Annotated in this window: 21 protein-coding genes; 4 read left to right on the forward strand and 17 right to left on the reverse strand. The window is 73.0% G+C overall.

What is annotated here, in order from left to right:
- Positions 1 to 204: 204 nt before the first annotated feature.
- From ACQP1S_RS29675 to lysS, 3 genes are all read right to left on the reverse strand, one after another.
- Positions 205 to 2,730 (reverse strand): ATP-dependent Clp protease ATP-binding subunit, encoded by a 2,526-nt coding sequence (locus tag ACQP1S_RS29675; protein ID WP_091247618.1) that lies wholly within the window; start codon positions 2,728 to 2,730, stop codon positions 205 to 207.
- Positions 2,731 to 3,232: 502 nt separating this feature from the next.
- Positions 3,233 to 3,577, reverse strand: coding sequence for a histone-like nucleoid-structuring protein Lsr2 (locus ACQP1S_RS29680; RefSeq protein ID WP_168222573.1), 345 nt, complete (start codon positions 3,575 to 3,577; stop codon positions 3,233 to 3,235).
- Positions 3,578 to 3,689: 112 nt separating this feature from the next.
- Positions 3,690 to 5,198 (reverse strand): lysine--tRNA ligase, encoded by a 1,509-nt coding sequence (gene lysS, locus ACQP1S_RS29685; RefSeq protein WP_432901163.1) that lies wholly within the window; start codon positions 5,196 to 5,198, stop codon positions 3,690 to 3,692.
- 92 nt (positions 5,199 to 5,290) lie between these two features.
- On the opposite strand from lysS, the gene ACQP1S_RS29690 reads away from it, so the two are divergent.
- On the forward strand, positions 5,291 to 6,031 hold the full coding sequence (locus tag ACQP1S_RS29690) for a class I SAM-dependent methyltransferase (protein WP_432901164.1): 741 nt from the start codon (positions 5,291 to 5,293) through the stop codon (positions 6,029 to 6,031).
- Positions 6,032 to 6,066: 35 nt separating this feature from the next.
- Here ACQP1S_RS29690 and ACQP1S_RS29695 read toward each other — a convergent pair whose 3' ends face one another.
- The 7 genes from ACQP1S_RS29695 to ACQP1S_RS29725 form a co-directional block, all read right to left on the reverse strand.
- A complete protein-coding gene (locus ACQP1S_RS29695; RefSeq protein WP_091247626.1) occupies positions 6,067 to 6,825 on the reverse strand; it encodes a type III pantothenate kinase in 759 nt (252 codons plus the stop codon).
- Between the two features lie 103 nt (positions 6,826 to 6,928).
- Entirely contained in the window at positions 6,929 to 7,825 is an 897-nt protein-coding gene (gene nadC / locus ACQP1S_RS29700; protein ID WP_432901167.1) for a carboxylating nicotinate-nucleotide diphosphorylase, read from the reverse strand.
- Between the two features lie 118 nt (positions 7,826 to 7,943).
- The gene (locus tag ACQP1S_RS29705; protein ID WP_432901168.1) at positions 7,944 to 9,641 is read right to left on the reverse strand and encodes an L-aspartate oxidase; all 1,698 of its coding nucleotides are present in this window, start codon (positions 9,639 to 9,641) and stop codon (positions 7,944 to 7,946) included.
- Between the two features lie 73 nt (positions 9,642 to 9,714).
- Positions 9,715 to 10,599 carry a septum formation family protein gene (locus tag ACQP1S_RS29710; protein ID WP_432901170.1) on the reverse strand — a complete coding sequence of 295 codons (885 nt, stop codon included), beginning with the start codon at positions 10,597 to 10,599 and terminating at the stop codon, positions 9,715 to 9,717.
- Between the two features lie 100 nt (positions 10,600 to 10,699).
- On the reverse strand, positions 10,700 to 11,125 hold the full coding sequence (gene panD / locus ACQP1S_RS29715) for an aspartate 1-decarboxylase (protein WP_091247633.1): 426 nt from the start codon (positions 11,123 to 11,125) through the stop codon (positions 10,700 to 10,702).
- Between the two features lie 28 nt (positions 11,126 to 11,153).
- On the reverse strand, positions 11,154 to 11,999 hold the full coding sequence (panC, locus tag ACQP1S_RS29720) for a pantoate--beta-alanine ligase (protein ID WP_432901173.1): 846 nt from the start codon (positions 11,997 to 11,999) through the stop codon (positions 11,154 to 11,156).
- A 43-nt stretch (positions 12,000 to 12,042) separates the two neighbouring features.
- A complete protein-coding gene (locus ACQP1S_RS29725) occupies positions 12,043 to 13,020 on the reverse strand; it encodes a Rossmann-like and DUF2520 domain-containing protein (RefSeq protein WP_432901175.1) in 978 nt (325 codons plus the stop codon).
- 328 nt (positions 13,021 to 13,348) lie between these two features.
- Between ACQP1S_RS29725 and ACQP1S_RS29730 the strand changes: the two genes are divergently transcribed.
- Positions 13,349 to 14,551: an SAM-dependent methyltransferase gene (locus tag ACQP1S_RS29730; RefSeq protein WP_432908431.1), complete on the forward strand. Its 1,203-nt coding sequence runs from the start codon at positions 13,349 to 13,351 to the stop codon at positions 14,549 to 14,551.
- Positions 14,548 to 15,717: an NADH-quinone oxidoreductase subunit D gene (locus ACQP1S_RS29735; RefSeq protein WP_176739043.1), complete on the forward strand. Its 1,170-nt coding sequence runs from the start codon at positions 14,548 to 14,550 to the stop codon at positions 15,715 to 15,717. The genes ACQP1S_RS29730 and ACQP1S_RS29735 overlap by 4 nt, the downstream gene beginning before the upstream one ends.
- Positions 15,718 to 17,931: 2,214 nt before the next feature.
- On the opposite strand, the gene ACQP1S_RS29740 is transcribed toward ACQP1S_RS29735, so the two are convergent.
- The 3 genes from ACQP1S_RS29740 to ACQP1S_RS29750 form a co-directional block, all read right to left on the reverse strand.
- Positions 17,932 to 18,936 carry a glycine betaine ABC transporter substrate-binding protein gene (locus ACQP1S_RS29740; RefSeq protein WP_432901177.1) on the reverse strand — a complete coding sequence of 335 codons (1,005 nt, stop codon included), beginning with the start codon at positions 18,934 to 18,936 and terminating at the stop codon, positions 17,932 to 17,934.
- A gap of 152 nt (positions 18,937 to 19,088) precedes the next feature.
- Entirely contained in the window at positions 19,089 to 19,811 is a 723-nt protein-coding gene (locus ACQP1S_RS29745; RefSeq protein ID WP_091247642.1) for an ABC transporter permease, read from the reverse strand.
- Between the two features lie 46 nt (positions 19,812 to 19,857).
- On the reverse strand, positions 19,858 to 20,544 hold the full coding sequence (locus ACQP1S_RS29750) for an ABC transporter permease (protein ID WP_091247644.1): 687 nt from the start codon (positions 20,542 to 20,544) through the stop codon (positions 19,858 to 19,860).
- A 2-nt stretch (positions 20,545 to 20,546) separates the two neighbouring features.
- Between ACQP1S_RS29750 and ACQP1S_RS29755 the strand changes: the two genes are divergently transcribed.
- Positions 20,547 to 21,542 carry an ABC transporter ATP-binding protein gene (locus ACQP1S_RS29755; RefSeq protein ID WP_432901180.1) on the forward strand — a complete coding sequence of 332 codons (996 nt, stop codon included), beginning with the start codon at positions 20,547 to 20,549 and terminating at the stop codon, positions 21,540 to 21,542.
- 119 nt (positions 21,543 to 21,661) lie between these two features.
- Here the strand turns inward: ACQP1S_RS29755 and ACQP1S_RS29760 are convergent, their stop codons facing one another.
- From ACQP1S_RS29760 to ACQP1S_RS29775, 4 genes are all read right to left on the reverse strand, one after another.
- A complete protein-coding gene (locus ACQP1S_RS29760; protein ID WP_432901182.1) occupies positions 21,662 to 22,162 on the reverse strand; it encodes a hypothetical protein in 501 nt (166 codons plus the stop codon).
- Positions 22,163 to 22,227: 65 nt separating this feature from the next.
- The gene (locus ACQP1S_RS29765) at positions 22,228 to 22,533 is read right to left on the reverse strand and encodes a hypothetical protein (protein ID WP_091247651.1); all 306 of its coding nucleotides are present in this window, start codon (positions 22,531 to 22,533) and stop codon (positions 22,228 to 22,230) included.
- A gap of 117 nt (positions 22,534 to 22,650) precedes the next feature.
- Complete coding sequence (locus ACQP1S_RS29770) at positions 22,651 to 23,865, reverse strand: ABC transporter permease (RefSeq protein ID WP_432901185.1); 1,215 nt, start codon at positions 23,863 to 23,865, stop codon at positions 22,651 to 22,653.
- Positions 23,866 to 23,966: 101 nt separating this feature from the next.
- Positions 23,967 to 24,440: a DUF3180 domain-containing protein gene (locus tag ACQP1S_RS29775; RefSeq protein WP_432908433.1), complete on the reverse strand. Its 474-nt coding sequence runs from the start codon at positions 24,438 to 24,440 to the stop codon at positions 23,967 to 23,969.
- Positions 24,441 to 24,444 lie beyond the last annotated feature (4 nt).

Here is a 24,444-nt window from a genome sequence, read left to right on the forward strand (position 1 = left end):
GTCGCTGATGGCAGTGGTGCGGGTCCGGGCCGGTCGCCGGACGCGGCGTCAGCACGCTGGGCAGGATCTTCCGTCGGCAGTCGGACGCCGTGTCAGCACGGTGGCTGGATCTTCACCAGGGTCGGTGGACAAACAGGCGACGGCCCGGTGGCTCGCGCCACCGGGCCGTCGCCCTCGTGCTCTGTCCTACCGGTCGGTCGGGTGCTACTCGCCGGTGGTGGCAGCGCCACCCAGGTCGGCCGGGACGGCGTCCGGCACCTCGGCCGGGCGGTCCGAGCCGTGGAAGACCAGCTTCGACTTCTCGATGTCGTCCGGGTCTCCCTCGCAGTCCACCACCACGATCTGACCAGGGATCAGCTCGTTGAACAGAATCCGCTCGGAGAGGTTGTCCTCGATGTCGCGCTGGATCGTCCGACGCAGCGGACGAGCACCCAGCACCGGGTCGAAGCCCTTCTTGGACAGGTACTTCTTGGCGTTGTCGGTCAGCTCCAGACCCATGTCCTTGTTGCGGAGCTGGCCCTCGATCCGCTGGATCATGATGTCCACGATCGAGAGGATCTCGTTCTGGCGCAGCTGGTGGAAGACGATGGTGTCGTCGATCCGGTTGAGGAACTCGGGCCGGAAGTGCTGCTTGAGCTCGTCGTTGACCTTCTGCTTCATCCGGTCGTAGGTGGACTCGGAGTCCTCCGACTGCTGGAAGCCCAACGACACCGCCTTGGCGACGTCCCGGGTGCCCAGGTTGGTGGTCAGGATGATGACCGTGTTCTTGAAGTCCACGATCCGGCCCTGGCCGTCGGTCAACCGGCCGTCCTCCAGGATCTGGAGGAGGGTGTTGAACACGTCCGGGTGGGCCTTCTCGATCTCGTCGAAGAGCACCACCGAGAACGGGCGACGACGGACCTTCTCGGTCAGCTGCCCACCCTCGTCGTAACCGACGTAGCCGGGAGGGGCACCGACCAGGCGGGACACCGTGTAGCGGTCGTGGAACTCGGACATGTCCAGCTGGATCAGGGCGTCCTCGCTGCCGAACAGGAACTCGGCCAGCGCCTTGGACAGCTCGGTCTTACCGACACCGGACGGGCCGGCGAAGATGAACGAGCCGGACGGTCGCTTCGGGTCCTTCAGGCCGGCCCGGGTACGCCGGATCGCCTTCGACACCGCCTTGACCGCGTCCTCCTGGCCGATGACGCGCTTGTGCAGCTCGTCTTCCATCCGCAGCAGCCGGGAGGTCTCCTCCTCGGTCAGCTTGTAGACCGGAATGCCGGTCCAGTTGCCCAGGACCTCGGCGATCTGCTCGTCGTCGACCTCGCTGACGACGTCCAGGTCACCGGCCTTCCACTCCTTCTCCCGCTGCGCCTTCTGACCGAGGAGCTGCTTCTCCTTGTCGCGCAGCTGGGCGGCCCGCTCGAAGTCCTGCGCGTCGATCGCGGACTCCTTGTCGCGGCGCACCTGGGCGATCCGCTCGTCGAAGTCACGCAGGTCTGGCGGCGCGGTCATCCGACGGATCCGCATCCGGGCCCCGGCCTCGTCGATCAGGTCGATCGCCTTGTCCGGCAGGAACCGGTCGGAGATGTACCTATCGGCCAGAGTTGCGGCTGCCACGAGGGCTGCGTCGGTGATGCTGACCCGGTGGTGCGCCTCGTAGCGGTCCCGCAGGCCCTTGAGGATCTCGATGGTGTGGGCCAGCGACGGCTCACCCACCTGGATCGGCTGGAAACGACGCTCCAGCGCGGCGTCCTTCTCCAGGTGCTTGCGGTACTCGTCGAGGGTGGTCGCGCCGATGGTCTGCAACTCGCCGCGGGCCAGCATCGGCTTGAGGATGCTCGCCGCGTCGATCGCGCCCTCGGCGGCACCCGCACCGACCAGGGTGTGGATCTCGTCGATGAACAGGATGATGTCGCCCCGGGTGCGGATCTCCTTGAGCACCTTCTTCAGGCGCTCCTCGAAGTCACCGCGGTAGCGGGAGCCGGCGACCAGCGCACCGAGGTCGAGGGTGTAGAGCTGCTTGTCCTTGAGCGTCTCGGGCACCTCGCCCTTGATGATCTTCTGGGACAGGCCCTCCACCACGGCGGTCTTACCGACGCCGGGCTCACCGATCAGGACCGGGTTGTTCTTGGTGCGGCGGGACAGCACCTGCATGACCCGCTCGATCTCCTTCTCGCGCCCGATCACCGGGTCGAGCTTGCCCTCGCGGGCAGCCTGAGTCAGGTTACGACCGAACTGGTCCAGCACCAGGCTGGTCGACGGGGCGGCCTCACCCGGCGCGGTGCCGGCGGCGGCCGGCTCCTTGCCCTGGTAGCCGGAGAGGAGCTGGATCACCTGCTGGCGGACCCGGTTGAGGTCGGCGCCGAGCTTCACCAGCACCTGGGCGGCGACGCCCTCGCCCTCACGGATCAGCCCGAGCAGGATGTGCTCCGTGCCGATGTAGTTGTGGCCGAGCTGTAGCGCCTCGCGCAGGGACAGCTCCAGCACCTTCTTGGCCCGCGGCGTGAACGGGATGTGCCCGCTCGGCGCCTGCTGACCCTGGCCGATGATCTCCTCGACCTGCTGACGGACGCCCTCCAGGGAGATGCCGAGGCTCTCCAGGGCCTTGGCGGCGACGCCCTCACCCTCGTGGATCAGGCCCAGCAGGATGTGCTCCGTACCGATGTAGTTGTGGTTGAGCATCCGGGCCTCTTCTTGGGCCAGGACGACAACCCGTCGCGCTCGGTCGGTGAACCGCTCGAACATGCCCTCGTGCTCCTCACGTGCCGTGCGCCTCGACTGCGAGATCTTGGCGGGGCCGGTGCGCGGACGTCCGGGACGGGCGTCCGCACCTCCTTACTCTATCGCCGCTGACCGACTCCGCTGAGGTCGTGTCTCCTCGTACCGAGCCGTTCCGACGTCGTTTTGACCAACCATCCGCGCTCAGGAGGTGTTCCGGCACCCCAGCCTGTACGCGCAGAGCGAAATTCACCCGGGGTGCACAACGCCCTCCGGGGGCCTCGTGGGTCATCCACAGGCTGTGGACGAAGTCTCCACCGCCTGTGGACAACGCTTCCGAACCCGGAGAACTTCCCTCCCCCGCACCCCTGCGACGCCGGCCGGCGGCCCGCAGCGGGCGACGCCGACCGACCCACCGGGAACGGGCTTCCCGCCGGACACCCGGAACGGCGACGCCGGCCGGCGGCCCGAGACGGCGACGCCGGCCCGGAGGGGTGCTCCGGCCCGGCGTCGATTCGCCACTGACGACTCAGCGGGTCGCGTGGTACTCGTCGACGATCTCCTGCGGGATGCGACCCCGGTCGGAGATGTCCTTGCCGTTCTTCTTGGCCCAGGACCGGATCGCCTTGTTCTGCTCGCGGTCGGCGGTCGCGCCGCCCCGGCCCCGGGCGGCCCGGCCGCCCACGACCACGCCGCCCCGGCCGACCCGGGTGCCGGCGGCCACGTACGGCGCGAAAACGTCCCGCAATTTGTCGGCGTTGGAGTTCGACAGGTCGATCTCGTACTGAACGCCGTCGAGGGCGAACTTGACGGTCTCGTCCGCGTCCCCGCCGTCCAGGTCATCGACCAGCTTGTGAATGATCTGCTTGGCCACGTCCCACATTCCTTTCGAGCAGGGTGCTCCTGCAATAGGAGCACGATAACCCGCCCGATGCTTGCCGCGTCAATAGGATGCCGTAACGACCCGGCAAAGGTCACGTCGGCGGCTACTCGGCCCGGACCAACGGGAAGAGGATGGTTTCCCGAATTCCCAGCCCGGTCAGCGCCATCAGCAGCCGGTCGATTCCCATTCCCATACCCCCGGCCGGCGGCATTCCATACTCCATCGCCCGGAGAAAGTCCTCGTCCAGCCGCATCGCCTCGTCGTCGCCCCGGGCGGCCAGCTGCGCCTGCGCGACCAGCCGCTCCCGCTGCACCACCGGGTCCACCAGCTCGGTGTACGCGGTGCCCAGCTCGAAACCGAGCACGTAGAGGTCCCACTTCTCGGCCAGGCCCGGCTCGCTGCGGTGCGCCCGGGTCAGCGGGCTGGTCTCCTCCGGGTAGTCCCGCACGAAGGTCGGCGACCGGAGGCTCGGCACCACCAGTTCCTCGAACAGTTCCTCGGCCAACTTGCCCGGACCCCACTTCGGGTCGACGGCGAGCCCCACCTTGTCGGCGTACTCCACCAGGCGGGTCCGGTCGGTGCGGACCGTGACCTCCTCGCCGAGCGCCTCGGAAATCGCCCCGAAGAGGGTCACCGAGCGCCACTCGCCGCCCAGGTCGAACTCCTGACCGTCGGCGTGGGTCACCGTCGTCGAGCCGCTGACCGCCACCGCCGCCTGCTGCACGAGATTACGGGTCAGGTCGGCCATCGTGTCGTAGTCGCCGTACGCCTGGTAGGTCTCCAGCATCGCGAACTCCGGCGAGTGCGACGAGTCGACTCCCTCATTGCGGAAGTTGCGGTTGATCTCGAACACCCGGTCGACCCCGCCGACCACGGCGCGCTTGAGAAATAGTTCCGGCGCGATTCGCAGATACAGATCAGTACCGAGTGCATTGCTGTGGGTCACGAATGGGCGGGCCGCCGCGCCACCGTGCAGCAACTGGAGCATCGGCGTCTCGACCTCGATGAATCCCTGACCGTGCAACGAGTCACGCAGGCTGCGCACCGCCGCGGCCCGGGTCCGGACCATCTGCCGGGCCTGCGGGCGGACGACCAGGTCCACGTACCGCTGCCGGACCCGGGCCTCCTCGCTCAGCGGCTTGTGCGCCACCGGCAACGGACGCAGCGCCTTGGCGGTCACCGCCCACTCGTCGGCCAGCACCGACAGCTCACCCCGCCGGCTGGTGATCACCTCGCCGGCGACACCCACGTGGTCACCCAGGTCGACCAGGCGCTTCCAGGCGTCCAGCCGCTCCGCGCCGACCCGGTCCAGGGAGAGCATCGCCTGCAACTCGGTGCCGTCGCCGTCGCGCAGGGTGGCGAAGCAGAGCTTGCCGGTGTTCCTGACGAAGATCACCCGACCGGTGACCGAGATCCGGTCGCCGGTCGCGGTGTCGGTGGGCAGCTCGGCGTACCGCTCGCGCACCTCGGCCAGGGTGCTGGTCCGGGGAAAACCGACGGGGTACGGCTCGACGCCCTCGGCGAGCATCCGGTCCCGCTTCTCCCGGCGGACCTTCATCTGCTCGGGAAGGTCGTCGGCGGGGTCCACTGGCACGGCGTTCTGCTCGGTCACGGCACGCTTCCTCGGCTAAGGGAGTTTCGACGGGGTCAGCCCATGAGCGTACTCAAGCCCCCGGCCGGCCGTTACGGGATAACCTGCCCGCCATGGTCGAGGACACCCGAGCACGCTCCTTCGGTACGGTCGCCGCCGAATACGACCGGTTTCGACCCGGCTATCCGGCCGAGGCGCTGCGCTGGGCACTGGCCGACGCGGGCGACGACGCGCACGTGGTCGACCTGGGTGCCGGCACCGGCATCCTCACCCGTGACCTGCGGGCCCTCGGCCACCGGGTGACCCCGGTGGAACCCGACCCGGCGATGCGGGCCCAACTCGACGGGACCGTGCCCGGGATCACCGCGCTGGCCGGCTCCGCCGAAGCGGTTCCGCTGCCCGACGCGGCCACCGACGCGGTGCTGGTCGGGCAGGCGTACCACTGGTTCGACCGGGAACGGGCGCATCCCGAGATTGCCCGGATCCTGCGGTCGGGCGGCATCTTCGCCCCCATCTGGAACACCCGGGACGACTCGGTCGGCTGGGTGGCCGCGCTGGGGCGGATCGCGCAGATGGGCGAGAGCGTCAGCGACCTGACCGAGAAGGTGACCTCCTTCGGCGCGGCCTTCGGCCCGGTCGAGCTCGGTCGGTTCGCCCACCGGACGACCGTCACCCCCGACGAGGTCGTCGGGATGATGCGCACCCGCTCACACTGGTTGCTCGCCCCGCCGCAGCAACGGCAGCAGGTGGACCGGGACCTGCGCGAGCTGTTCGCCACCCACCCCGACCTGGCCGGCCGGGAGACCGTCGAGCTGCCGTACCAGACCCTGGTCTTCCGGGCCCGACGGCGCTGAACCGCCGGGTCGGCACCGGCGGGCGGCCGAACTGATCAGTTGTTGCGTTCGTAGACCATGCGCAGGCCGATCAGGGTGATCATCGGCTCGTGGTGGGTGATGGTCCGGCACTCGCCGATCACCACCGAGGCCAGCCCGCCCGTGGCGATCACCGCCCTGACCTGGCCCAGCTCCTCGGTCATCCGCTCGACGATCCGGTCGACCTGCCCGGCGAAGCCGAAGTAGAGGCCGGACTGGAGGCACTCCACGGTGTTCTTGCCGATCACCGAACGGGGCTTGTTGGCCTCCACCTTGCGCAGTTGGGCGGCGCGGGCCGCCAACGCGTCGAAGGAGATCTCGATGCCCGGGGCGAACGCCCCGCCGAGGAACTCCCCCCGGCCGCTGATCACGTCGAAGTTGGTGGTCGTGCCGAAGTCCACCACGATCGACGGACCGCCATAGAGGGTGTACGCGGCCAGCGTGTTGACCACCCGGTCCGCGCCGACCTCCTTCGGGTTGTCGATGGCCAACTGCACACCGGTGCGGACCCCCGGCTCGACGACCACGCTCGGCAGGTCGGCGTAGTAGCGGGCCAGCATGGTCCGCAGCGAGCGCAGCGCCGCCGGCACCGTCGAACAGGCGGCCACCCCGGTGATCTCCACCGCGTCACCGGCCAGCAGCCCCCGGAACATCAGACCCAGCTCGTCCGCCGTCGAGCGGGCGTCGGTCTTGATCCGCCACGAGTGCACCAGCTTGTCGCCGTCGAAGGTCGCCAGCACGGTGTTGGTGTTTCCGATGTCGATGCAGAGCAGCACGCACGCAGCCTAGACGCCGGCCGGGCCGCCGGGCGCGAGGAGTGGGCCGGGCCCGGCACCGACGCCGACCGGGGGCGGCCGAACGGCCGGGCGGCCGTCGGGGTCACCGCTCGCGCAGGTCCAGGGCGATGTCCAGGATCGGCGAGGAGTGCGTCAGCGCGCCCACCGAGAGGTAGTCCACCCCGGTCGCCCCGTACTCGGCGGCCACCTCCAGGGTCAGCCCACCGGTCGCCTCCAGCTCGGCCCGGTCGCCGACCGCCGCGACCACCTCGCGCAGGGTCGCCGGGGACATGTTGTCCAGCAGCAGGAAGTCCGCACCGGCCTCCACCGCCTCCACCGCCTCGGCCGGGGTGTCCACCTCGACCTGCACCGGCACCTCCGGGAAGGTCTGCCGGACCCGCCGGAAGGCCGCCCCGATGCCCCCGGCGGCCAGCTTGTGGTTGTCCTTGATCATGGCGACGTCGTACAGGCCCATCCGCTTGTTGGTGCCGCCGCCGGCCCGGACCGCGTACTTCTCCAGCATCCGCAGGCCCGGGGTGGTCTTGCGGGTGTCCAGCACCGTCGCCTTGGTGCCGGCCAGGGCGTCCGCCCAGGCCCGGGTGTGGGTGGCCACCCCGGACATCCGGGAGAGCAGGTTCAGCGCGGTGCGCTCGGCGGTGAGCAGCAACCGGGTCGGGCCGGTCACCGTGGCCAGCACCTCACCGGGGGCCACCCGCGCACCGTCGTGGGCCACCACCACCACCTCGACGGTACGCTCCGCAGCCGTCACCTCACCGACCAGCTCGAAGACCGCCGCGGCCACGGCCAACCCGGCCACCACCCCGTCGGCCCGGGCCACCAGGTCGGCGGTGTCGGTCTGCCCGGCCGCGATGGTGGCGACGCTGGTGACGTCGAGGAAGTCCGCCCCCAGGTCCTCGGTGAGCGCGTCGACGATCACCCGCCGGACCCGCTCCGGGTCCAGCCCACCGGCCGTCAGCGCCTGTCGCGTGGATTCCCGCACTGCTCCTCCTTCGATCGCCACTGCGGGGCTCGCAACCCCGGCCCGCTCCTCGGACTCCCGGTGCCCCGTCGTTCGCGCCACTGCGGGGCTCGCGCCCCGCGCCCGCCCCTCCGGGTGGTCAGGACAGACCCTCCCAGCGTTCGGTCAGCTCGCCCCGGGCACCGACGGCCGCGACGAGGTGGCCGCGCCACCGCTCGTCGGCCACGGGGAAGTCCTCCCGCCAGTGACAGCCCCGGGTCTCCTGGCGGGCGTACGCGGCGGCGACCAGGGTGGACGCCACGGTGACCAGGTTCGTCGCCTCCCAGCCGGCGGTGCCCGGCCGACCCTGGCCCTGCCCCAGCTCGGTCAGGGTGGCGGCGGTCGCGGCCAGGGTCGCCGCCGACCGCAGCACCCCCGCGCCCCGGGTCATCGCCCGTTGCAACGTGGGCACCCCCTCGGCGGGCAGCACCCCACCCCCGCCACCCACCCAGGCGCCGGTCTGCGCCGGTTGCGCCTGCGCGGGCAACCCGGCGGCGATGTCCTCGGCGATCCGACGGGAGAAGACCAGCCCCTCCAGCAGCGAGTTGCTGGCCAGCCGGTTCGCGCCGTGCACGCCCGTGCAGGCGACCTCGCCGCAGGCGTACAGGCCGGGGATGGAGGTCCGGCCGCGCAGGTCGGTGCGGACGCCGCCGGACGCGTAGTGGGCGGCCGGGGCGACCGGGATCAGGTCGGTCGCCGGGTCCACCCCGATGGCCAGGCAGGACGCGACGATGGTCGGGAACCGCCCGGCGAGGAAGTTACCGCCGAGGTGCCGGGCGTCGAGGTAGACGTGGTCGGCCCCGGAGGCCAGCAGCACCCGGTGGATGCCCTTGGCCACCACGTCCCGGGGGGCCAGCTCGGCCAACTCGTGCTGGCCGAGCATGAACCGCTTGCCGTCGGCGTCGACCAGGTGCGCGCCCTCGCCGCGCAGCGCCTCCGAGACCAGCGGCTGCTGGGCCAGGCCGGCGCCGGGCACCCGGGCCTGCTCCGGCACGATCAGCGCGGTCGGGTGGAACTGCACGAACTCGATGTCGGTGACCGCCGCGCCGGCCCGCATCGCCAACGCCACGCCGTCACCGGTGGAGACCGCCGGGTTGGTGGTGGCCGAGAAGACCTGGCCCATCCCGCCGGTGGCGAGCACCACCGCGCGGGCCAGCAGCGCGCCGACACCGTCCTCGCTGCCCTCGCCCAGCACGTGCAGGGTGATGCCGCAGGCCGGGCCGGGGGAATCCGGGCCGTCTCCGGGGGCGCGCAGCAGGTCCAGGACCAGGGCGTGCTCGACCAGCCGGATCCACGGGTCCCGGCGGACCGCCGCGTGCAGGGCCCGCTGCACCTCCGCCCCGGTGGCGTCGCCACCGGCGTGCACGATCCGGTCGGCCCGGTGCCCGCCCTCCCGGGTGAGCATCAACGAGCCGTCCGGGTTGCGGTCGAACTCCGCACCGATGCGCATCAGCTCCCGCAGCCGCAGCGGGCCCTCCTCCACCAGCAGCCGGACGGCCGCCGGGTCGCAGAGTCCGACCCCGGCGATCTCGGTGTCCCGGGCGTGCGCGGCGGGCGAGTCGGCCGGATCGAGTACGGCGGCGATGCCGCCCTGCGCCCAGCGGGTCGAACCGTCATCGATGTTGACCTTGGTGACCACGGTGACGTGCAGGCCCGCCTCGCGCAGGTGCAGCGCGGCGGTCAACCCGGCCACCCCGGAGCCGACCACGATCACGTCGGTGGTCTCCACCCAACCGGGCGCGGGAGCAGCCAACAGTCTGGGCAGAGCCGGCAGTTCGACGGTCGGCGGAAGTTCCATACCCACAGTCAACCTGAACGATCCTCGCGATGGGCGGCGGGGGCGGGACGAGTGGTTTCGGCTACCCCGTCCGCTACTTCGTCCGGACCGGCAGGGCGGCCGGGCCGCCCCCCTTCAGCGAGGTGGTCACCGTCCGGTCGCTCAACCACAGGTAGCAGCGGACCCCCCGGTCCCCGACCCGCCACCGGCCCGGACCCGGGGGACGCACCACCACGCCGCTACGGAACCGCAGGTCGGCATCGTCCGGCACGCCCACGTAGCGGCCCAGCAGGGTGCGGCAGCCGGCGTACAGCGGCAGCCAGTCGACGTCCTTGGCCGGATAGGGCCGGTCGGGGGCCTTCCAGGCACCCACGAACTCCGCCTCGTGCCCGGCCGAGCACTCCACCGGCACCAGCACCTGCACCCCGGCGCCCCGACCGCTCTTCGCCCGCTGGCAGCCCAACCGCAGCGGGGACGGGCCCTTCAACGCGTCCCGGAGGCTGCCCGTACGGGTGACCACGGTGGCCGCCGCCTCGACCGTGGTCAGCTCGCTGAGATCGCACCGGAACCAGCGGGCCCCGGCCGCCCAGCCGGGCCCGGTCGGCAGCGCCACCGCCAACCGCAGCCGGCCCGCCCGCCAGTCGTCACCCAGGTAACCGGCGGCCCGGGTGTCGCACTCGGCGAACGCACCCCGCAGCTCCGGGGAACCGGTGGGCGGGGCGGTGGCCCGCTCACCCGGCATCGTGCCCACATGCACCGTCTCCACCCGGTGCGGCAGCGCACAGTCCACCGCCGCGTACGCCGCCAGGGCGACCGTGTCGGTGAAGTCGGCGGCCTGGCACACCCCCGCCTCGGGGGTGAACGGGCCGGCCGCCGGCAGGGCCACCCAGTCGTCGGTGAGATCCCCGTCGAGGCCGCCCGGCGCGCCGCAACCCGCCAGGACCGCCCCCACCGCCAACGCGGCGATCATGACCCTCATCGGACGACGCAACGCGGCCTCCCCGAGCCGACGACCGTCAATCCGACGGTCAGACCAGGGTAACCAAAAATGACCTTCCGGTAACAGACCGGAATTCCGGTCAGCCGACGACGGCGAGCGGGCTCGGCACCGGGTCACCGGCCGTCCCGGGTGCCGCCGCAGCCGGATCGCCGCCCAGCTCAATCACCCTGTTGTCGGCGTCGACGTGGACCACCCGGGGACGGTACGTCCGGGCCTGCGCGTCGTCCATCTGACCGTACGAGATCAGGATCACCAGATCGTTCGGGTGCACCAGGTGCGCCGCCGCGCCGTTGATGCCGATCACCCCGCTGCCCCGCTCCCCCGGGATCACGTACGTCTCCAGCCGGGCCCCGTTGGTCACGTCCACGATCGCCACCTGCTCGCCCGGGAGCAGATCGGCGGCGTCGAGCAGATCCTGGTCCACCGTCACCGAGCCGACGTAGTGCAGGTCGGCCTGGGTGACCGTGGCCCGGTGGATCTTCGACTTGAGCATGGTGCGGAGCATCGTGGTGCCTTTCCAGTGAGGTACGGGGTCAGGTGCGGGGAGCGAGTTGGATGGCCAGGTTGTCGATCAGCCGGGTGTCGCCCACCCAGGCCGCGATCAACAGCCGGGCCGGCCCGACGACCGGCCCCGGCTCCAGCTCCGGATCGGTGAGCACCAGGTAGTCCAGTCGCGCCCCCGGCACCTCGCCGAGCACCTGGTGCGCGGCGGCCAGCACGTCACCGGCATCGGCTCCCCGCCCGGCGGCGTCGGCACCGGCCCGCAGCGCGGCGGACAGGCTCAACGCGACCTGTCGCTCGTCCGCCGACAGGTAACGGTTGCGGCTGGACCGGGCCAGGCCGTCCGGCTCCCGTACGGTCGGCACCCCGACCACCTCGACCGGCACGTCCAGGTCCCGGGCCATCCGGCGGACCAGGGTGAGCTGCTGATAGTCCTTCTCCCCGAAGAAGGTGACATCGGGCCGGGTGAGCTGGAGCAGCTTCAACACCACGGTCAGCACCCCGTGGAAGAAACCGGGCCGGCTCTGCCCCTCCAACTCCTCGCCGAGGTCCCCCGGGTTGACCCGGACCGTGGGCTGCCCGGCCGGGTACATGTCCGCCACGGCCGGGGCGAACACCAGGTCCGCGCCGGCCCGCCGGCACACCTCCAGGTCGGTGTCGAGGGTGCGCGGATACCTGTCGAAGTCCTCGTGCGGACCGAACTGCAACGGGTTCACGAAGATCGTCACCAGCACGTGGTCGACCCGCTCCCGGGCCGCCCGGATCAGCGTCTCGTGCCCCGCGTGCAGCGCGCCCATCGTCATCACCACACCGACCGTGCCGGCCAGACCCGCCCGGGCCTTCGCCAGCTCCGCCCGCGTGTGCACCAGGTCCGTCACTGGATCGCCTTTCGCTCGTGACTGCGGGGCGCGCAAACCCGGCTCACGCCGCTACCTCGCGGTGGATGCCCGCCAGCACGTCGAGCAGCGACTCGGCGTCCACCGGGCGCAGCCGGCCCGCCGCGATCGCCCGATCCGCGCTCCGTCGGGCCAACGCCAGGTAGGGGGGCACTGATTCCGGCGCGGTCTCCGCCAACCGGGCCAGATGCCGTCGTACGGTGCCCGCGTCGCCGCGCGACACCGGACCGGTGAGCGCGTCGTCGCCGAGCCGCAGAGCGTTCTCCAACGCCGCCCGCAGCAGCGGGGCCAGCACCTTCTCCGGTTGCGCCACCCCCGCGTCGCGCAGCCGGTCGGCCGCCTCGTTGACCAGGGTCACCAGGTGGTTCGCGCCGTGTGCCAGCGCCGCGTGATAGAGGACACGGTCGGTCTCCCCCACCCACTCCGGCACCCCGCCCAGGTCGGCGACGAGCCGGGCCGCCGCCGCCCGCAACTCCACCGGGGCGGTCACCCCGTAGGAGATGCCGGCCAACCGGGACAGGTCGTCCGGCGTACCGGTGAAGGTCATCGCGGGGTGCAGGGCCAGCGGCCGGGCACCCACGGCGGCGGCCGGGGCCAGCACGGCCAGGCCGTGCGCGCCGGAGGTGTGCGCGACCACCTGGCCGGGGTGCAACGCCCCGGTGTCGGCCAGCCCGGCGACCACTCCCGCCAGCGCGTCGTCCGGCACGGAGATCAGCAGCAGGTCGGCGGCGTCCCGGGCGACCGAGGTGGCGGACCGGTTCACGGCCTCCGGCAGCAGCAGCGCGATCCGGGCCCGGGTCGCCCCGGAGACGCCGGAGGCGGCCACCACCCGGTGCCCGGCGGCGACCAGCGCCGCCCCGAGCACGGCACCCACCCGGCCGGCGCCGACGACACCGACGGTGAGGCTGGCGGGCAGGACGAACGGGACGCCGGGGGCGGCGGGACCCTGCGCTCCGGCGGCCCTGGGCAGGGCGGTCGGACGCGGGCGCAGCGGTGCGCTCATGGCAACGATCCAGTCCTCGAAAGGGGGTACCGGTCGATCGCAAGTATGCGCCGGGGGCAGGGAACCCGAACAAGGATGTGTGAAAACCTTCACCGACCGCAGGCGCCAGGCTGCCCGGTGGCGCACCGCAACCGGTGACGCATCCGGCCCGGTGACGCACCACGGCCCGGTGACGCACGGCAGCCGGTGGCGCACCATGGCCGGTGGCGCAGACGCACCACGGCCCGGCGGGCACTGCGGCCCGGTGTGGCAGGTGACCGTGTACGGCTTCGCCCGACTCCTGCCCGCAGACCGTAGGGTCGGCACGGTGACGGACGTTGAACCCGGAATGCACCCGACACGGTGGCGGGACGCCATGGACGCCGCCCTCTACGGGCCGCACGGCTTCTTCGTCTCCGGTGCCGGGCCGGCCGACCACTTCCGGACCAGCGTGCACGCCTCCCCCGCGTTCGCGGCGGCGGTGTTCCGGCTCGTGTCGCGCCTGGACGCCGCCCTCGGCTTCCCCACCCCGTTCGACGTGGTGGACGTCGGTGCCGGCCGGGGCGAACTGCTCCGCACCCTGGCCACCCTGGCCCGCCACGCCGCACCGCCGGCCACCACCCCGGCCACGGCCACCCCCCACACAGCGACCCCCCGCACCACCTCCCCCCACACGACCTTCCCCCGCACAGCCGCCCCCCACACGACCTCCCCGACGGGCACCCGCCCGGCGCCGTCACCGCTGGCCCACCGCCTGCGCCTCACCGCCGTGGAACTGGCCCCCCGCCCACCGGATCTCCCCTCCGACATCGACTGGACCGCCGAGATCCCACCGGCCCTGACCGGCCTCCTGATCGCCACCGAATGGCTCGACAACATCCCCCTGGACATCGCCGGCCGCACCGAAACCGGCCACCACTACCGCCTGGTCGACCCCCGCACCGGCACCGAATCCCCCGGCCCCCCACTCACCACCCCCGACACCACCTGGCTGACCCACTGGCACCCCACCCCACCCCCCGGGTCGAGTCCGGTGATCAAGAGGTTTGCGTCAGAAACTGGCCCGGCACCTGACGCAAACCTCTTGATCGACCGGGTGGAGATCGGGCGGAGCCGGGATGAGGCGTGGGGGCGGGCCGTGGAGCGGGTGGGGCGGGGGGTGGCAGTCGCGGTGGACTACGGGCACGTGCGGGAGGGGCGACCGGTGGGCGGGACGTTGACCGGGTACTGGGGTGGACGCCAGGTGCCGCCGGTGCCGGACGGGTCGTGCGACATCACCGCACACGTCGCCATGGACTCCGTCGCCGCCGCCGGTGCGCAGGTCGCCGGGTCTGCGTACACGCTGGTGTCGCAGCGGGAGGCGCTGCGGGCGCTCGGGGTCGACGGTGGGCGACCGCCGCTGAGCCTGGCCGGCACCGACCCCGCCGGGTACGTGCGGGCCCTCGCCACGGCGTCGGCGGCGGCGGAGCTGACCGACCCGGCCGGGCTCGGCGGGCATTACTGGCTGCTCCAGCCGGTCGGCGTCGCCGTCGATGTGCTCATGGCACGATGACCGGCATGACCACGGACACCGGTGAACTGCGCGAGCTGACCGTCGGCACCGGGGCCGGCGGGGAGCAGCTCGGCACCGACATGGTGCTCAACATCGGCCCGCAGCACCCGTCGACGCACGGCGTGCTGCGGCTCAAGCTGGTGCTCGACGGGGAACGGGTGGTCGCCGCCGAACCGATCGTCGGGTACATGCACCGGGGCGCGGAGAAGCTGTTCGAGGTCCGCGACTACCGGCAGATCATCGTGCTGGCCAACCGGCACGACTGGCTGTCGGCGTTCTCCAACGAGCTGGGCGTGGCGCTCGCCGTGGAGCGACTGATGGGCCTGGAGGTGCCCGAGCGGGCCACCTGGCTGCGGATGGCGCTGGCCGAGCTGAACCGGGTGCTCAACCACCTGATGTTCCTCGGCTCGTACCCGCTGGAGATCGGTGCGATCACGCCGGTCTTCTACGCGTTCCGGGAACGGGAGACCATCCAGGCGGTCATGGAGGAGGTCTCCGGCGGCCGGATCCACTACATGTTCAACCGGGTCGGCGGGCTCAAGGAGGAGGTGCCCGCCGGTTGGACCGGACGGGCCCGCGCCGCCATCGGCGAGGTCCGCCACCGGATGCCCGACCTGGACAGGCTGATCCGGCGCAACGAGATCTTCCTGGCCCGTACCGTCGGGGTGGGGGTGCTCTCGGCCGCCGACGCCGCCGCGTTCGGGGCGTCCGGGCCGGTCGCCCGCGCCTCCGGCCTCGACCTGGACCTCCGCCGCGACGACCCCTACCTGGCGTACGACCAGCTCGACGTGCCGGTGGTCACCCGCACCGCCGGGGACTGCCACGCCCGCTTCGAGGTGCTGCTCGACCAGGTGTACGCCTCGCTCGACCTCGCCGAACAGTGCCTGGACCGGGTCGACCGGCTCACCGGGCCGGTGAACACCCGACTGCCCAAGGTGGTCAAGGCCCCCGAGGGGCACACCTACGCCTGGACCGAGAACCCACTCGGGATCAACGGGTACTACCTGGTCTCCCGGGGCGAGAAGACGCCGTGGCGGCTCAAGCTGCGCACCGCCTCGTACGCCAACGTGCAGGCGCTGGCCACGCTGCTGCCCGGCTGCCTGGTGCCCGACCTGATCGCCATCCTCGGCTCGATGTTCTTCGTGGTCGGCGACATCGACAAGTGACCCGGGCCTGACCCGGCACTGCACGGGCCTGACCCGGCACTGCACGGGCCTGACCCGGCACTGCACGGGCCTGACCCGGCAGCCGGCCGGTCAGCGCCAGTGGCCACCCGCGCGCGGGGCGTCGTCCTGCGGCGGGTAGCCGTACCGTTCCTCGCCACCCCACTGCTGATGGCCGCGCGGCTCGGGCTCGGGCTCGGGGGTACGCCACGACACCACCGGCTCCCGGTCCCGCCACTGCTCGGCCGGCTGCCCGCCCCACCGCTGGTCGTCGCCGCGCGCGGGCCGGTCCGGTGCCGACTGCCCGGCGCGCGCGGACCAGTCCGGTGCCGGCTGGGGGCGGTGCGGGCGGGCCACTCCCGCCCGGCTGGGCGGCCCGTCCCGGCCGGTCCCGGGCCGGCGGGGCAGCCGGCGCCGACCAGTCCGGTGCGGGCTGCGCAGGCGGTGCGGTCCGGGCCGACCATTCCGGCGTGGACTGCACCGGCTGGCTGGCTCGGGCCGGCCACTCCTCGGCCGGTCGGTGGCTACGCGCCGGCTCCCGCCACTGCTGCGGCACCGGGACACCGCCCGCCGGCAACGCCGGGCGATCGTCCTGCGCCGATCGGTCCTCGGCCCACCGCTCACCGGTCCGCCCCGGCTCGTCCCGGTACGCGTCCTCCTGCCGGACCGAGGCCCACCGGTCGGAGTAGTGGTAACCGGCACCGTCGGCGTGCACCGCCGCCCGACGTTCCCCGACCCGCACCTCCCGGGCACGCCCGTCGTCGCGCACCTCGGCCCACCGGTCGCCCGCGCGTACCTCGCGGGCGGGCGGATCGGCACGAGCCTCGGCCCACCGGTCACCGGCGTGCACCTCGGGCGCGGGCGGCTCGGCGCGGGCACCGGCCCAGCCGGCCCGGCCGCCGGACGACCAGACGCCGGCCTCCCCGCCGGCCGGGGACCACTCGGGGCGGTCGGAGTCAGGGCGGCCCGGGTCAGGGCGGGCCGGCTCACGGTCGTCGGCCGGCGCGCCCCAGGACGGGCCGGACGTCGCCGGCCAGGACCGCTCGTCGCGCGACGGCGGACGGGCACCCCGGGACCGGTCGTCCGACGGGGCGGACCAGTCCCGGCCGGGCGGCTCGGCCTGACCCGACCAGGGGCGCTCCGGCTCCCCACCGGCCCAGGACGACTGCTCCGGGCCGGCCGTCCAACGACCGGCGTACCCGCCGCCGTAGCCGTTGGTCGGATCGGAGCCGTCGACGACGGTGTGCCGGGTGGTCACGTGCACGGTCTCGGTGTGCCGCACCACCCCGAGCGGACGGGACGCCGACTCGGCAGCGGGCATTCCGTCGCGTGCTTCCCGGCCGGACGCGCCGTACATGCCGGCCTGGCCGGTGGTCGGGCGCTCCGGGGCGTACCGGCGGCCGGGCGGTGCGGCGGCCTCCCGGTCAGTGGCGGCCCGGCCCCGGCCCGCCCCGCTGGGCTCGGCGTCGTCCGCCGGCCCCCAGTCCGGCGTGGACTCCTCGGCGGCGGCCCGCCGACGGCCGACCGGGGCCTCCGGTGCCGGCTCGACGGCCGGGACCCGGGCCCGGCCCGCACCAGCGGCCCGATCTTCGGCGACGGGCGCGCCGACGGCGGCCGCAGCCAGCTCGGCCGCCGTCGCGTCCAGCCGACGACGCAACGCGGTGACCTGTTCCTCGGTCCGCTGGGACTGGTCCAGCGCCTGGTTGCCCCGCTGGGCGGCGGCGACGATCTCGCTGCGCAACTCGCGCCGGAGATGCTCCAACTCGTCGAGCACCTCCGCGTCGGACGACCCACTGCCGCCGTCGGCCCGCAGCGCGATGGAGAGGCCGATCAGCACCACGGCGGTGATCGCCAGCACCGCGGCGAACCGCAGCGGACCGTTGCCGTCGGCGAACAGCAGAATCAGCGCGGCGATCGGCGCAAGCGCCACCCCTATCCAGAACAGGACGGTCAGTAGCTGGGGGCTGCGCTTCTCGGAGACGACCGGGGAGGGCATGGCTGTGCAGCCTACCGAGATGTGTGCTGACTGGGAACGGTCCCAGGGCAGGAATGCCCCGATCTCGGCCGGTACGGCGCAGCGGGCCAGCTCGCGGGGCGGACCTGCCCTGCCCCGTGGCCGGGAGCCGATCATTGCGCTCCGTCGGCGGAGAACGGTGGGTGGAACTGCGCACGGGCCCGGTCGCGGTCGGGGGGAGCCGACCGCGACCGGGCTCACGCTCAACTGGTGGCGAGCGCGCCGTCGGACGACAAGACCAGACCGACGCTGGCGGTGCCGGTCTTCAGCGCGTTCTTGGTCTGCGGGCCACCGGCGTCCAGCGAGCTGAACGAACCGGCCTTGAAGTCGTAGACCTCGACCAGACCGGCCTGGCACTTCGGCCGCTGCGGGCACTCCGGCGGGCCGGCCAGCACGGTGTCCTTGCCGGAGCACTTCGCCGCCAGGTCGGAGAGGGTCTTCAGGGCGTACTTGTCGGCGAACGCCTTGGTCACCGCGAAGGCGTTCTGGTCCTGTGCCGAGGACGGCGTGCCGAAGGCGATGCCCGCCTTGTCGCCCTCGGACTTCAACGCGCTGACCGTCTTGTCCAACTCCGGCGAGGAGACGGGGGTGGCGTCCTTGCCGTTGGTCTTGGTGTTGAGGAACTCCGCCATGGTCGCCGCGTACTCGGGGACGACCTGGATCTCGCCCTTCTCCAGGCTCGGCTCGTACAGCTCGCGGTTGCCGATCTGCTGCACCTTGACCTGGTAGCCCGCGGCGGTCAGGGCGATGTTGTACAGCTCGGCCAGGGTCTGGCTCTCGGAGAAGTTGCCCGCCCCGACGACGATCTGGCCACCCGGGCCCTTGGCGATGCCGGTGGTCAGCCCGTTGGCCGAGGCGAACTCCTCGGCCGCCGCCTTCGGCGTCTTGCGGTCCACGTCGACGGCCTTGTTGAGGGCGATCAGCTTCGGCGTGTCCAGCGCGGCGGAGACCTTGTCCAGCGCGGCGAGGAGCTGCGGGTTCGCCACCTTGGCGTTGACCGCCGGAATGATGTTGTCAGTGTTCTGGAGCAACTTGTCGTCGTCGAGGACGACGAGCTGGTCACCGGCGACCGGGGCGCAGCCCGCACCGCTCGCGCCCTGCTCCGGAGCATCGGTGCCGGACGAGCCGGCGTCTCCGCACCCGGTCAACAGACCCGCCATGGTCAGGGCACCCACCGCGCCCACCGCCAGCCGTGTCCGTACGCGCATCGTGCCCGCCTCCCGTGTCCCGGCGCGGCCCGTGCAGGGCCGGCCGCGTGTCCGACGGGCGACGATCGCCGCCCGCAAGTTCCAGCCAATATCCTCCAGGACCGACCGACAAACTCTGAGGGATTTTCGTCACCTGATCGTCATGCGGCAGATCAATTTCCCGCCGTGGCGTCCGCTGCCCGCCGGTTGGCCGCCCGCCGGGTACGCCGCAGCGGACGCGGGGTCGCCACCCGCTCGACCAACGCCAACACCCCCTCCGCCGCCAGTGCCAGCCCGGCCACCAACACCCCACCGGCGATGATCTGCCCGCCGCCGGCCGCGATGTCCAGCCCGAAGCCGGCCCGGATGATCTGGCCCAGTCCCCCGCCGTTGACGAACGAGGCGAGCGCCGCCGTCGCCACCACCTGGACGGCGGCCGTGCGGAACCCGGCGGCCAGATACGGCACCGCCAGCGGCAACTCCACCCGCCGCAGCACCTGCCACCCGGACAGCCCCATCCCACGCGCCGCGTCCCGGGCCTCCGGGTCGGCCTGCCGCACCCCGGTGTACGCGTTGGCCAGCAGCGGCGGCACCGCGAAGACCGCCAGCGCGACCACCACCGCCGGACGGCCGAAGCCGAGGAAGGTCAACGGCAGGATGGTCAACAGCGCCAGGGTCGGGATGGACAGGGTCAGGTTGGAGATCAGCACCACCGCCCCGCCACCGCGCCCCGAGTGCCCCAGCCAGAGACCGATCGGCCAGGCCACCAGGCAGCCCAGCAGCACCGCCGCGGCGGACATGCTCAGGTGCTCCCCGATCCGGTCCAGCACCCCACCCGGGTTGGTCCAGTTGAGCGGATCATTGAGCCAGACCACCGCCTGCTGCACCGGATTCACCGAATCAACCCTTCGTTCGCGACTACGGGGCTCCGCTGCGCCGCACTCATCGGGGGCGGCTCCGCAGCCAGGGGGTGAGCAGGCGACCCACGCCGGCCAGGATCAGGTCCAGCACCAGGGCCAGCAGGACGCAGAGCAGCGTACCGGTCATGATCTGGGCCTTGTAGAAGTTGTTCTGGAACCCGGCGAAGATCAGCTGACCCAGCCCGCCGCGACCGATCACCACGCCGACGGTGACCAGCGCGACCGTGGAGACGGTGGCGAGGCGTACGCCGGTGAGGATGCCGGGCAGGGCCAACGGCAGGTCGATCCGGAACAGCCGGGCCCACCTGCCGTACCCCATGCCCTCGGCGGCGTCGCGGACCTCCGGAGGCACCTGGTTCAGCCCGGCCACCGCGTTGCGGACGATCACCAGCAGCGCGTACAGCACCACCACCGTCAGCACGGTCACCGCGCCGATACCCAGGTACGGGGCGATGAACGCGAACAGGGCCAGGGAGGGGATCGTGTACAGCACCCCGGTCAGTGCGAGAATCGGGCCGGTGAGACGTCGGTACCAGTAGGCCACCACCGCCAGCGGCAGGGCGACCAGCGCGGCGAGCAGCACCGCCCGACCGGTCAGCGAGGCGTGCTCGCGCAGCGCGGCGAGAATGGTGTCAGAGTTGTCCCGCACGTACTGCCAGGAGAACCACGGATTACCCGGCTCGGCCCGGTAACTCAGGTGGAAGGACACACGTGGACGTTACCCCCGGGGGCACCGGCGACGCAGGACACAGCGCCGCCTCGATCACGCTCGACGGCATCCGCAAGCGGTACCCGGACGGCACCGACGCCGTCCGCGAGCTGAGCCTGGAGGTGCCGGCCGGCGAACTCGTGGTGCTGATCGGCCCGTCCGGCTGCGGAAAGTCCACCGTGCTGCGGATGGTGAACCGGCTGATCGAGCCGACCGGCGGCCGGATCCTGCTCGGCGACGAGGACATCACCCGCGTCGACCCGGTGAAACTGCGCCGACGGATCGGCTACGTGATCCAGAATGTGGGGCTGTTCCCGCACCAGACGGTGACCACCAACGTCGGCACCGTACCCCGGCTGCTCGGCTGGTCGAAGGAGCGGATCCGGCAGCGCAGCGGCGAGTTGCTGGAGCTGGTCGGGTTGGACCCGGCCCAGTTCGGACGCCGCTACCCGCACGAACTCTCCGGCGGTCAGCGGCAGCGGGTCGGGGTGGCCCGGGCGTTGGCCGCCGACCCGGTGGTGCTGCTGATGGACGAGCCGTTCTCCGCCGTCGACCCGATCGTGCGGACCCGGTTGCAGGAGGAGTTCCTCCGGCTCCAGGCCGAGGTCCGCAAGACCATCGTGCTGGTCACCCACGACCTGGACGAGGCGGTCCGGCTGGGCGACCGGATCGCGGTGCTCTCCGAGGGGGGCCGGCTGGAGCAGTACGACACCCCGGCGGCCCTGCTCGGCGCCCCCGCCTCACCGTTCGTCCGGGAGTTCGTCGGCGCGGACCGGGGCATCCGCCGGCTCGCGGTCACCCCGGTCACCCGGGAGGTGCTCGACGGGGCGGCCACCGACGCCACCCTGCCGGAACTGCCGCTGGGCCGTTCGGCGTACGACGCGCTGGCCGCGATGCTGACCGCCGGCACGGACGCGGTCCTGGTCACCGCCGACGGCCGGCCGGCCGGCACGCTCAGCCGCACCCGGGTCCTAGACCTCGGACGGCCCGGCAGCTAGCCGGCCGGCGTTGCCACCGGTCCGGGCCCGGAGTTCCGCGCGGACCGGGTCAGGCCGGGCGGCGGCCAGGGCCGGGGGCGGGGTCGCGGCCCGGGGCGTGGTCGCGGCCCGGCAGCGGGTCAGGCCCGGCCGCCCAGGCTGGCCAGCCCGATGATCCAGCCGGCGAAGAAGCCGTAACCGGCTCCGGTGCCGGTGGTCTCGAAGGCGGCCAACAGCGAGCCGCCCGAGGTGAACAGCGCCGCCAGCAGGGTGGCCGCCGCCCCGGCCAGGGTGTACGCGGCCCAGCCGGAGAAGAACTGGCTGGCCGAGCCCGGCACCCGGGCCACCTGTCCGGCCGGCAGCAGGTAGAGCAGCGCGGCGGCGAACACCAGCAGCAGAATGGCCCGCAGGTCGGTGGCGAGCACCCCGTGCGCCGGGTCCGCCGACTCGACCCGCCAGGCCGGCCAGGCGAGCAGCCGCAGATACCAGCCACCGGCGGAGCTCGGGTCGGTGTGCGCCTCGGCCCAGGCGACGTACCACGGGCTGCCGCAGACGCCGACGAGGATCAGCGCGGCGAGGGTGCCGGTGCCGGCGGCGGTGCCGTACCCCCGCACGGTGCGGGGGTGGTGGGTGAGGGCCATGCGGCGGGAAGTTCCCGACCCGCCACGGCCGGCAAACCTCTCCCGCCATCCGGCGGCGCGACCGCTCAATGCTGCATCAGGTAGTCGATGAACGCGGCCCGCAGCAGCGGCGCGGACTCCTCGTAGCCGTGCCCGGTCAGCTCCCGCCACAGCGCCGACGCCTCGTCGATGGTGGGCCCGACCGAATTGGGTGCCCCGTCGAGGGCGGCGGCCTCGTCGGCGTTCGGCAGGTGCCGCAACACCGACCAGAAGAACCGGACGTCCCGCCGCTCCCGGGCCCGCGCGAAGGCCCGCTCCCGCAGCTCCTCGGTGGAGAGGGCGTCGAGCTGGTCGAAGGTGTGGCCGGTGCCGGCGGAAGGAGTCTCGGTCATGCCCGCGAGCCTAACCGGCGAGATCCTTCCCGGCCCGTCGTCCACGCCCGCCCGCCCGCACCGCCACCGATCCGGTCACCGTGCGCGGCCCGACCGGGTGGCCGCCGGCCCGGTGGGTCACCGCTCGCCGGCGTCCCAGCGGGGTGGACCGCTCTGCCAGCGGGGGGCCTCCCAGGGATCGGGCGGGGTGTCGACGTCGGTCGTCCGCTCCGGCAGCGCCGGGGTCCAGTTGCGCGCCTCGCCGGCGGGTGGCATCGACCAGCCGGAGCTGATCGCCCCGTCCCGCACCGGCGGTAGCTCCACCGGCTCGCCCCGGGCCGTCCGGGGCCGGCCGTACGTCTCGACCAGCCGGGTGACCAGCAGACCGCCGGCCAGCGCCACCCCACCGACCGCCCAGCGGTCGGTGGGGGCGCCGGTCTCGGCCGCCCAGGCCAGGTAGGTGACCACCAGACCGACCGCGAGGAGGGCGCCGGAGATTCCGCCACGTCGGCCGTACGCGCTGGCACCGCCGAGCATGGACACGCCCACCGCGAGCACCGTCCAGTCCAGCCCCGACGTCGGCGTGACCGGGCCGGTCCCGTTGGCGGCGATGAGCACCCCGGCGAGCGTGGCGAGCACGGTGGAGGCGATCAGCGCGGCGGCGGTCACCAGGGCGGCGGCCATCCCGCGACGGCGGGCCGGATCGGCCACCGGCCGGAACCGGCCGACCAGCCGACGCACCGCCCGGATCGCGCCGAACGCCCCGAGGAGGACGGTCACCGCGGCGAAGCCGGCGAACAGGTAGTAGGCGTTGCGCCGGGGGTCGTAGTCGGCCTGCACCGCCACCGGCAGGGTCCGCCGCTCGATCCAGACGATCATCCCGGCGGCGGCGGCGAGGCTGGCCGCCCAGCCGGGAACGTGCAGCACCACCACCGCCCAGGCCAGGGCCAACCCGCCCAGCGCGGCGGCGACCAGGGCCGGAACGACCGCCGTGGACACCCCCCGGTCGCCCTGCTCGGCGAAGTGCAGCGCGGCGGCCAGCGCGACCGGGCCGATCGCCAGGTTCACCGCGGCGGTACGCAGGCTCAGCCCGGCGGCGACGACGAGCAGGCCCAGCGCGACCGCGTCGACGAGCAGCCGACGAAGACCCGACCCGCGCACCGCGTCCGGGTTCTCCCGCCAGAGCAGGTAGGCCAGTACCGCGAGGGCGATCAGCAGCACCAGTTCCCAGGCCACGTGCACGCCGAGCCGGTCCCGGCCGGGCTCGCCGTGCGTCGGGTCGTCGAAGACGTTGTCCAGCGCGGTCGCGGGCGCCTCTGCCGACGCCGCCCGGCCCGGTTCGTCGTACACCATGCGGTGCGCCTCCCACGTGACCGGCCGTCCCCGGTGACGGCTGACTGTTCTCCGGTCGCCAGGCACCGTACCCGCGCGCAGGGCCGGACGTAACCCCTCGGTCAGCGGCCGGATCGGCCCTGCCGGTCGTCGGCGTCGTCGTCGGACTCGGGGACCCGGCACGAGCGTTCGAGCCAGAGTGCGGCGGCGACCAGGGCGAGCGAGGCGAGCGTACCGGCACCGGCGGCCGGCCGGTCCTGGATCGCCGCGTTGGTCGGCTCGACGAAGAGCCAGCCGGTCAGCCCGGCGTAACAGCCCAGGAAGATCGCCCCGGCCAGCGCGGATGCCTTGGCCAGCACCACGAACCGGGCGACCAGCAGCGGGTTGACCGGCTCCCGGCCGGGCTTGCGCTCGATCCGGCTCCGGGTGTTGACCGCTGCGTACGCCTCCAGCACGGCCAGCCCGCCCAGGGTGACCACCGGCAGCCAGGGCAACCGGGGCATGCCGCTGTAGTAGAAGCTGCTGATCAGCAGCCAGGCCAGGGCGGCGGCGGCGAGCACGGCGACCACCAGGGTCGAGAACCGGGTGGGGCCCATCCTC

Origin of the sequence: Micromonospora matsumotoense, from assembly GCF_050951065.1 — a bacterium.
GTDB lineage: Bacteria > Actinomycetota > Actinomycetes > Mycobacteriales > Micromonosporaceae > Micromonospora > Micromonospora matsumotoensis.

What these genes read in the sequence shown, in the direction of transcription:
- ACQP1S_RS29675 (WP_091247618.1), bottom strand. Translation starts at nt 2,730, where the DNA reads ATGTTCGAGCGGTTCACCGACCGAGCGCGACGGGTTGTCGTCCTGGCC.
- ACQP1S_RS29690 (WP_432901164.1), top strand. Translation starts at nt 5,291, where the DNA reads ATGGTCGAGGACACCCGAGCACGCTCCTTCGGTACGGTCGCCGCCGAA.
- ACQP1S_RS29705 (WP_432901168.1), bottom strand. Translation starts at nt 9,641, where the DNA reads ATGGAACTTCCGCCGACCGTCGAACTGCCGGCTCTGCCCAGACTGTTG.
- ACQP1S_RS29710 (WP_432901170.1), bottom strand. Translation starts at nt 10,599, where the DNA reads ATGAGGGTCATGATCGCCGCGTTGGCGGTGGGGGCGGTCCTGGCGGGT.
- panD (WP_091247633.1), bottom strand. Translation starts at nt 11,125, where the DNA reads ATGCTCCGCACCATGCTCAAGTCGAAGATCCACCGGGCCACGGTCACC.
- ACQP1S_RS29725 (WP_432901175.1), bottom strand. Translation starts at nt 13,020, where the DNA reads ATGAGCGCACCGCTGCGCCCGCGTCCGACCGCCCTGCCCAGGGCCGCC.
- ACQP1S_RS29730 (WP_432908431.1), top strand. Translation starts at nt 13,349, where the DNA reads ATGCACCCGACACGGTGGCGGGACGCCATGGACGCCGCCCTCTACGGG.
- ACQP1S_RS29735 (WP_176739043.1), top strand. Translation starts at nt 14,548, where the DNA reads ATGACCGGCATGACCACGGACACCGGTGAACTGCGCGAGCTGACCGTC.
- ACQP1S_RS29740 (WP_432901177.1), bottom strand. Translation starts at nt 18,936, where the DNA reads ATGCGCGTACGGACACGGCTGGCGGTGGGCGCGGTGGGTGCCCTGACC.
- ACQP1S_RS29760 (WP_432901182.1), bottom strand. Translation starts at nt 22,162, where the DNA reads ATGGCCCTCACCCACCACCCCCGCACCGTGCGGGGGTACGGCACCGCC.
- ACQP1S_RS29765 (WP_091247651.1), bottom strand. Translation starts at nt 22,533, where the DNA reads ATGACCGAGACTCCTTCCGCCGGCACCGGCCACACCTTCGACCAGCTC.
- ACQP1S_RS29770 (WP_432901185.1), bottom strand. Translation starts at nt 23,865, where the DNA reads ATGGTGTACGACGAACCGGGCCGGGCGGCGTCGGCAGAGGCGCCCGCG.
- ACQP1S_RS29775 (WP_432908433.1), bottom strand. Translation starts at nt 24,440, where the DNA reads ATGGGCCCCACCCGGTTCTCGACCCTGGTGGTCGCCGTGCTCGCCGCC.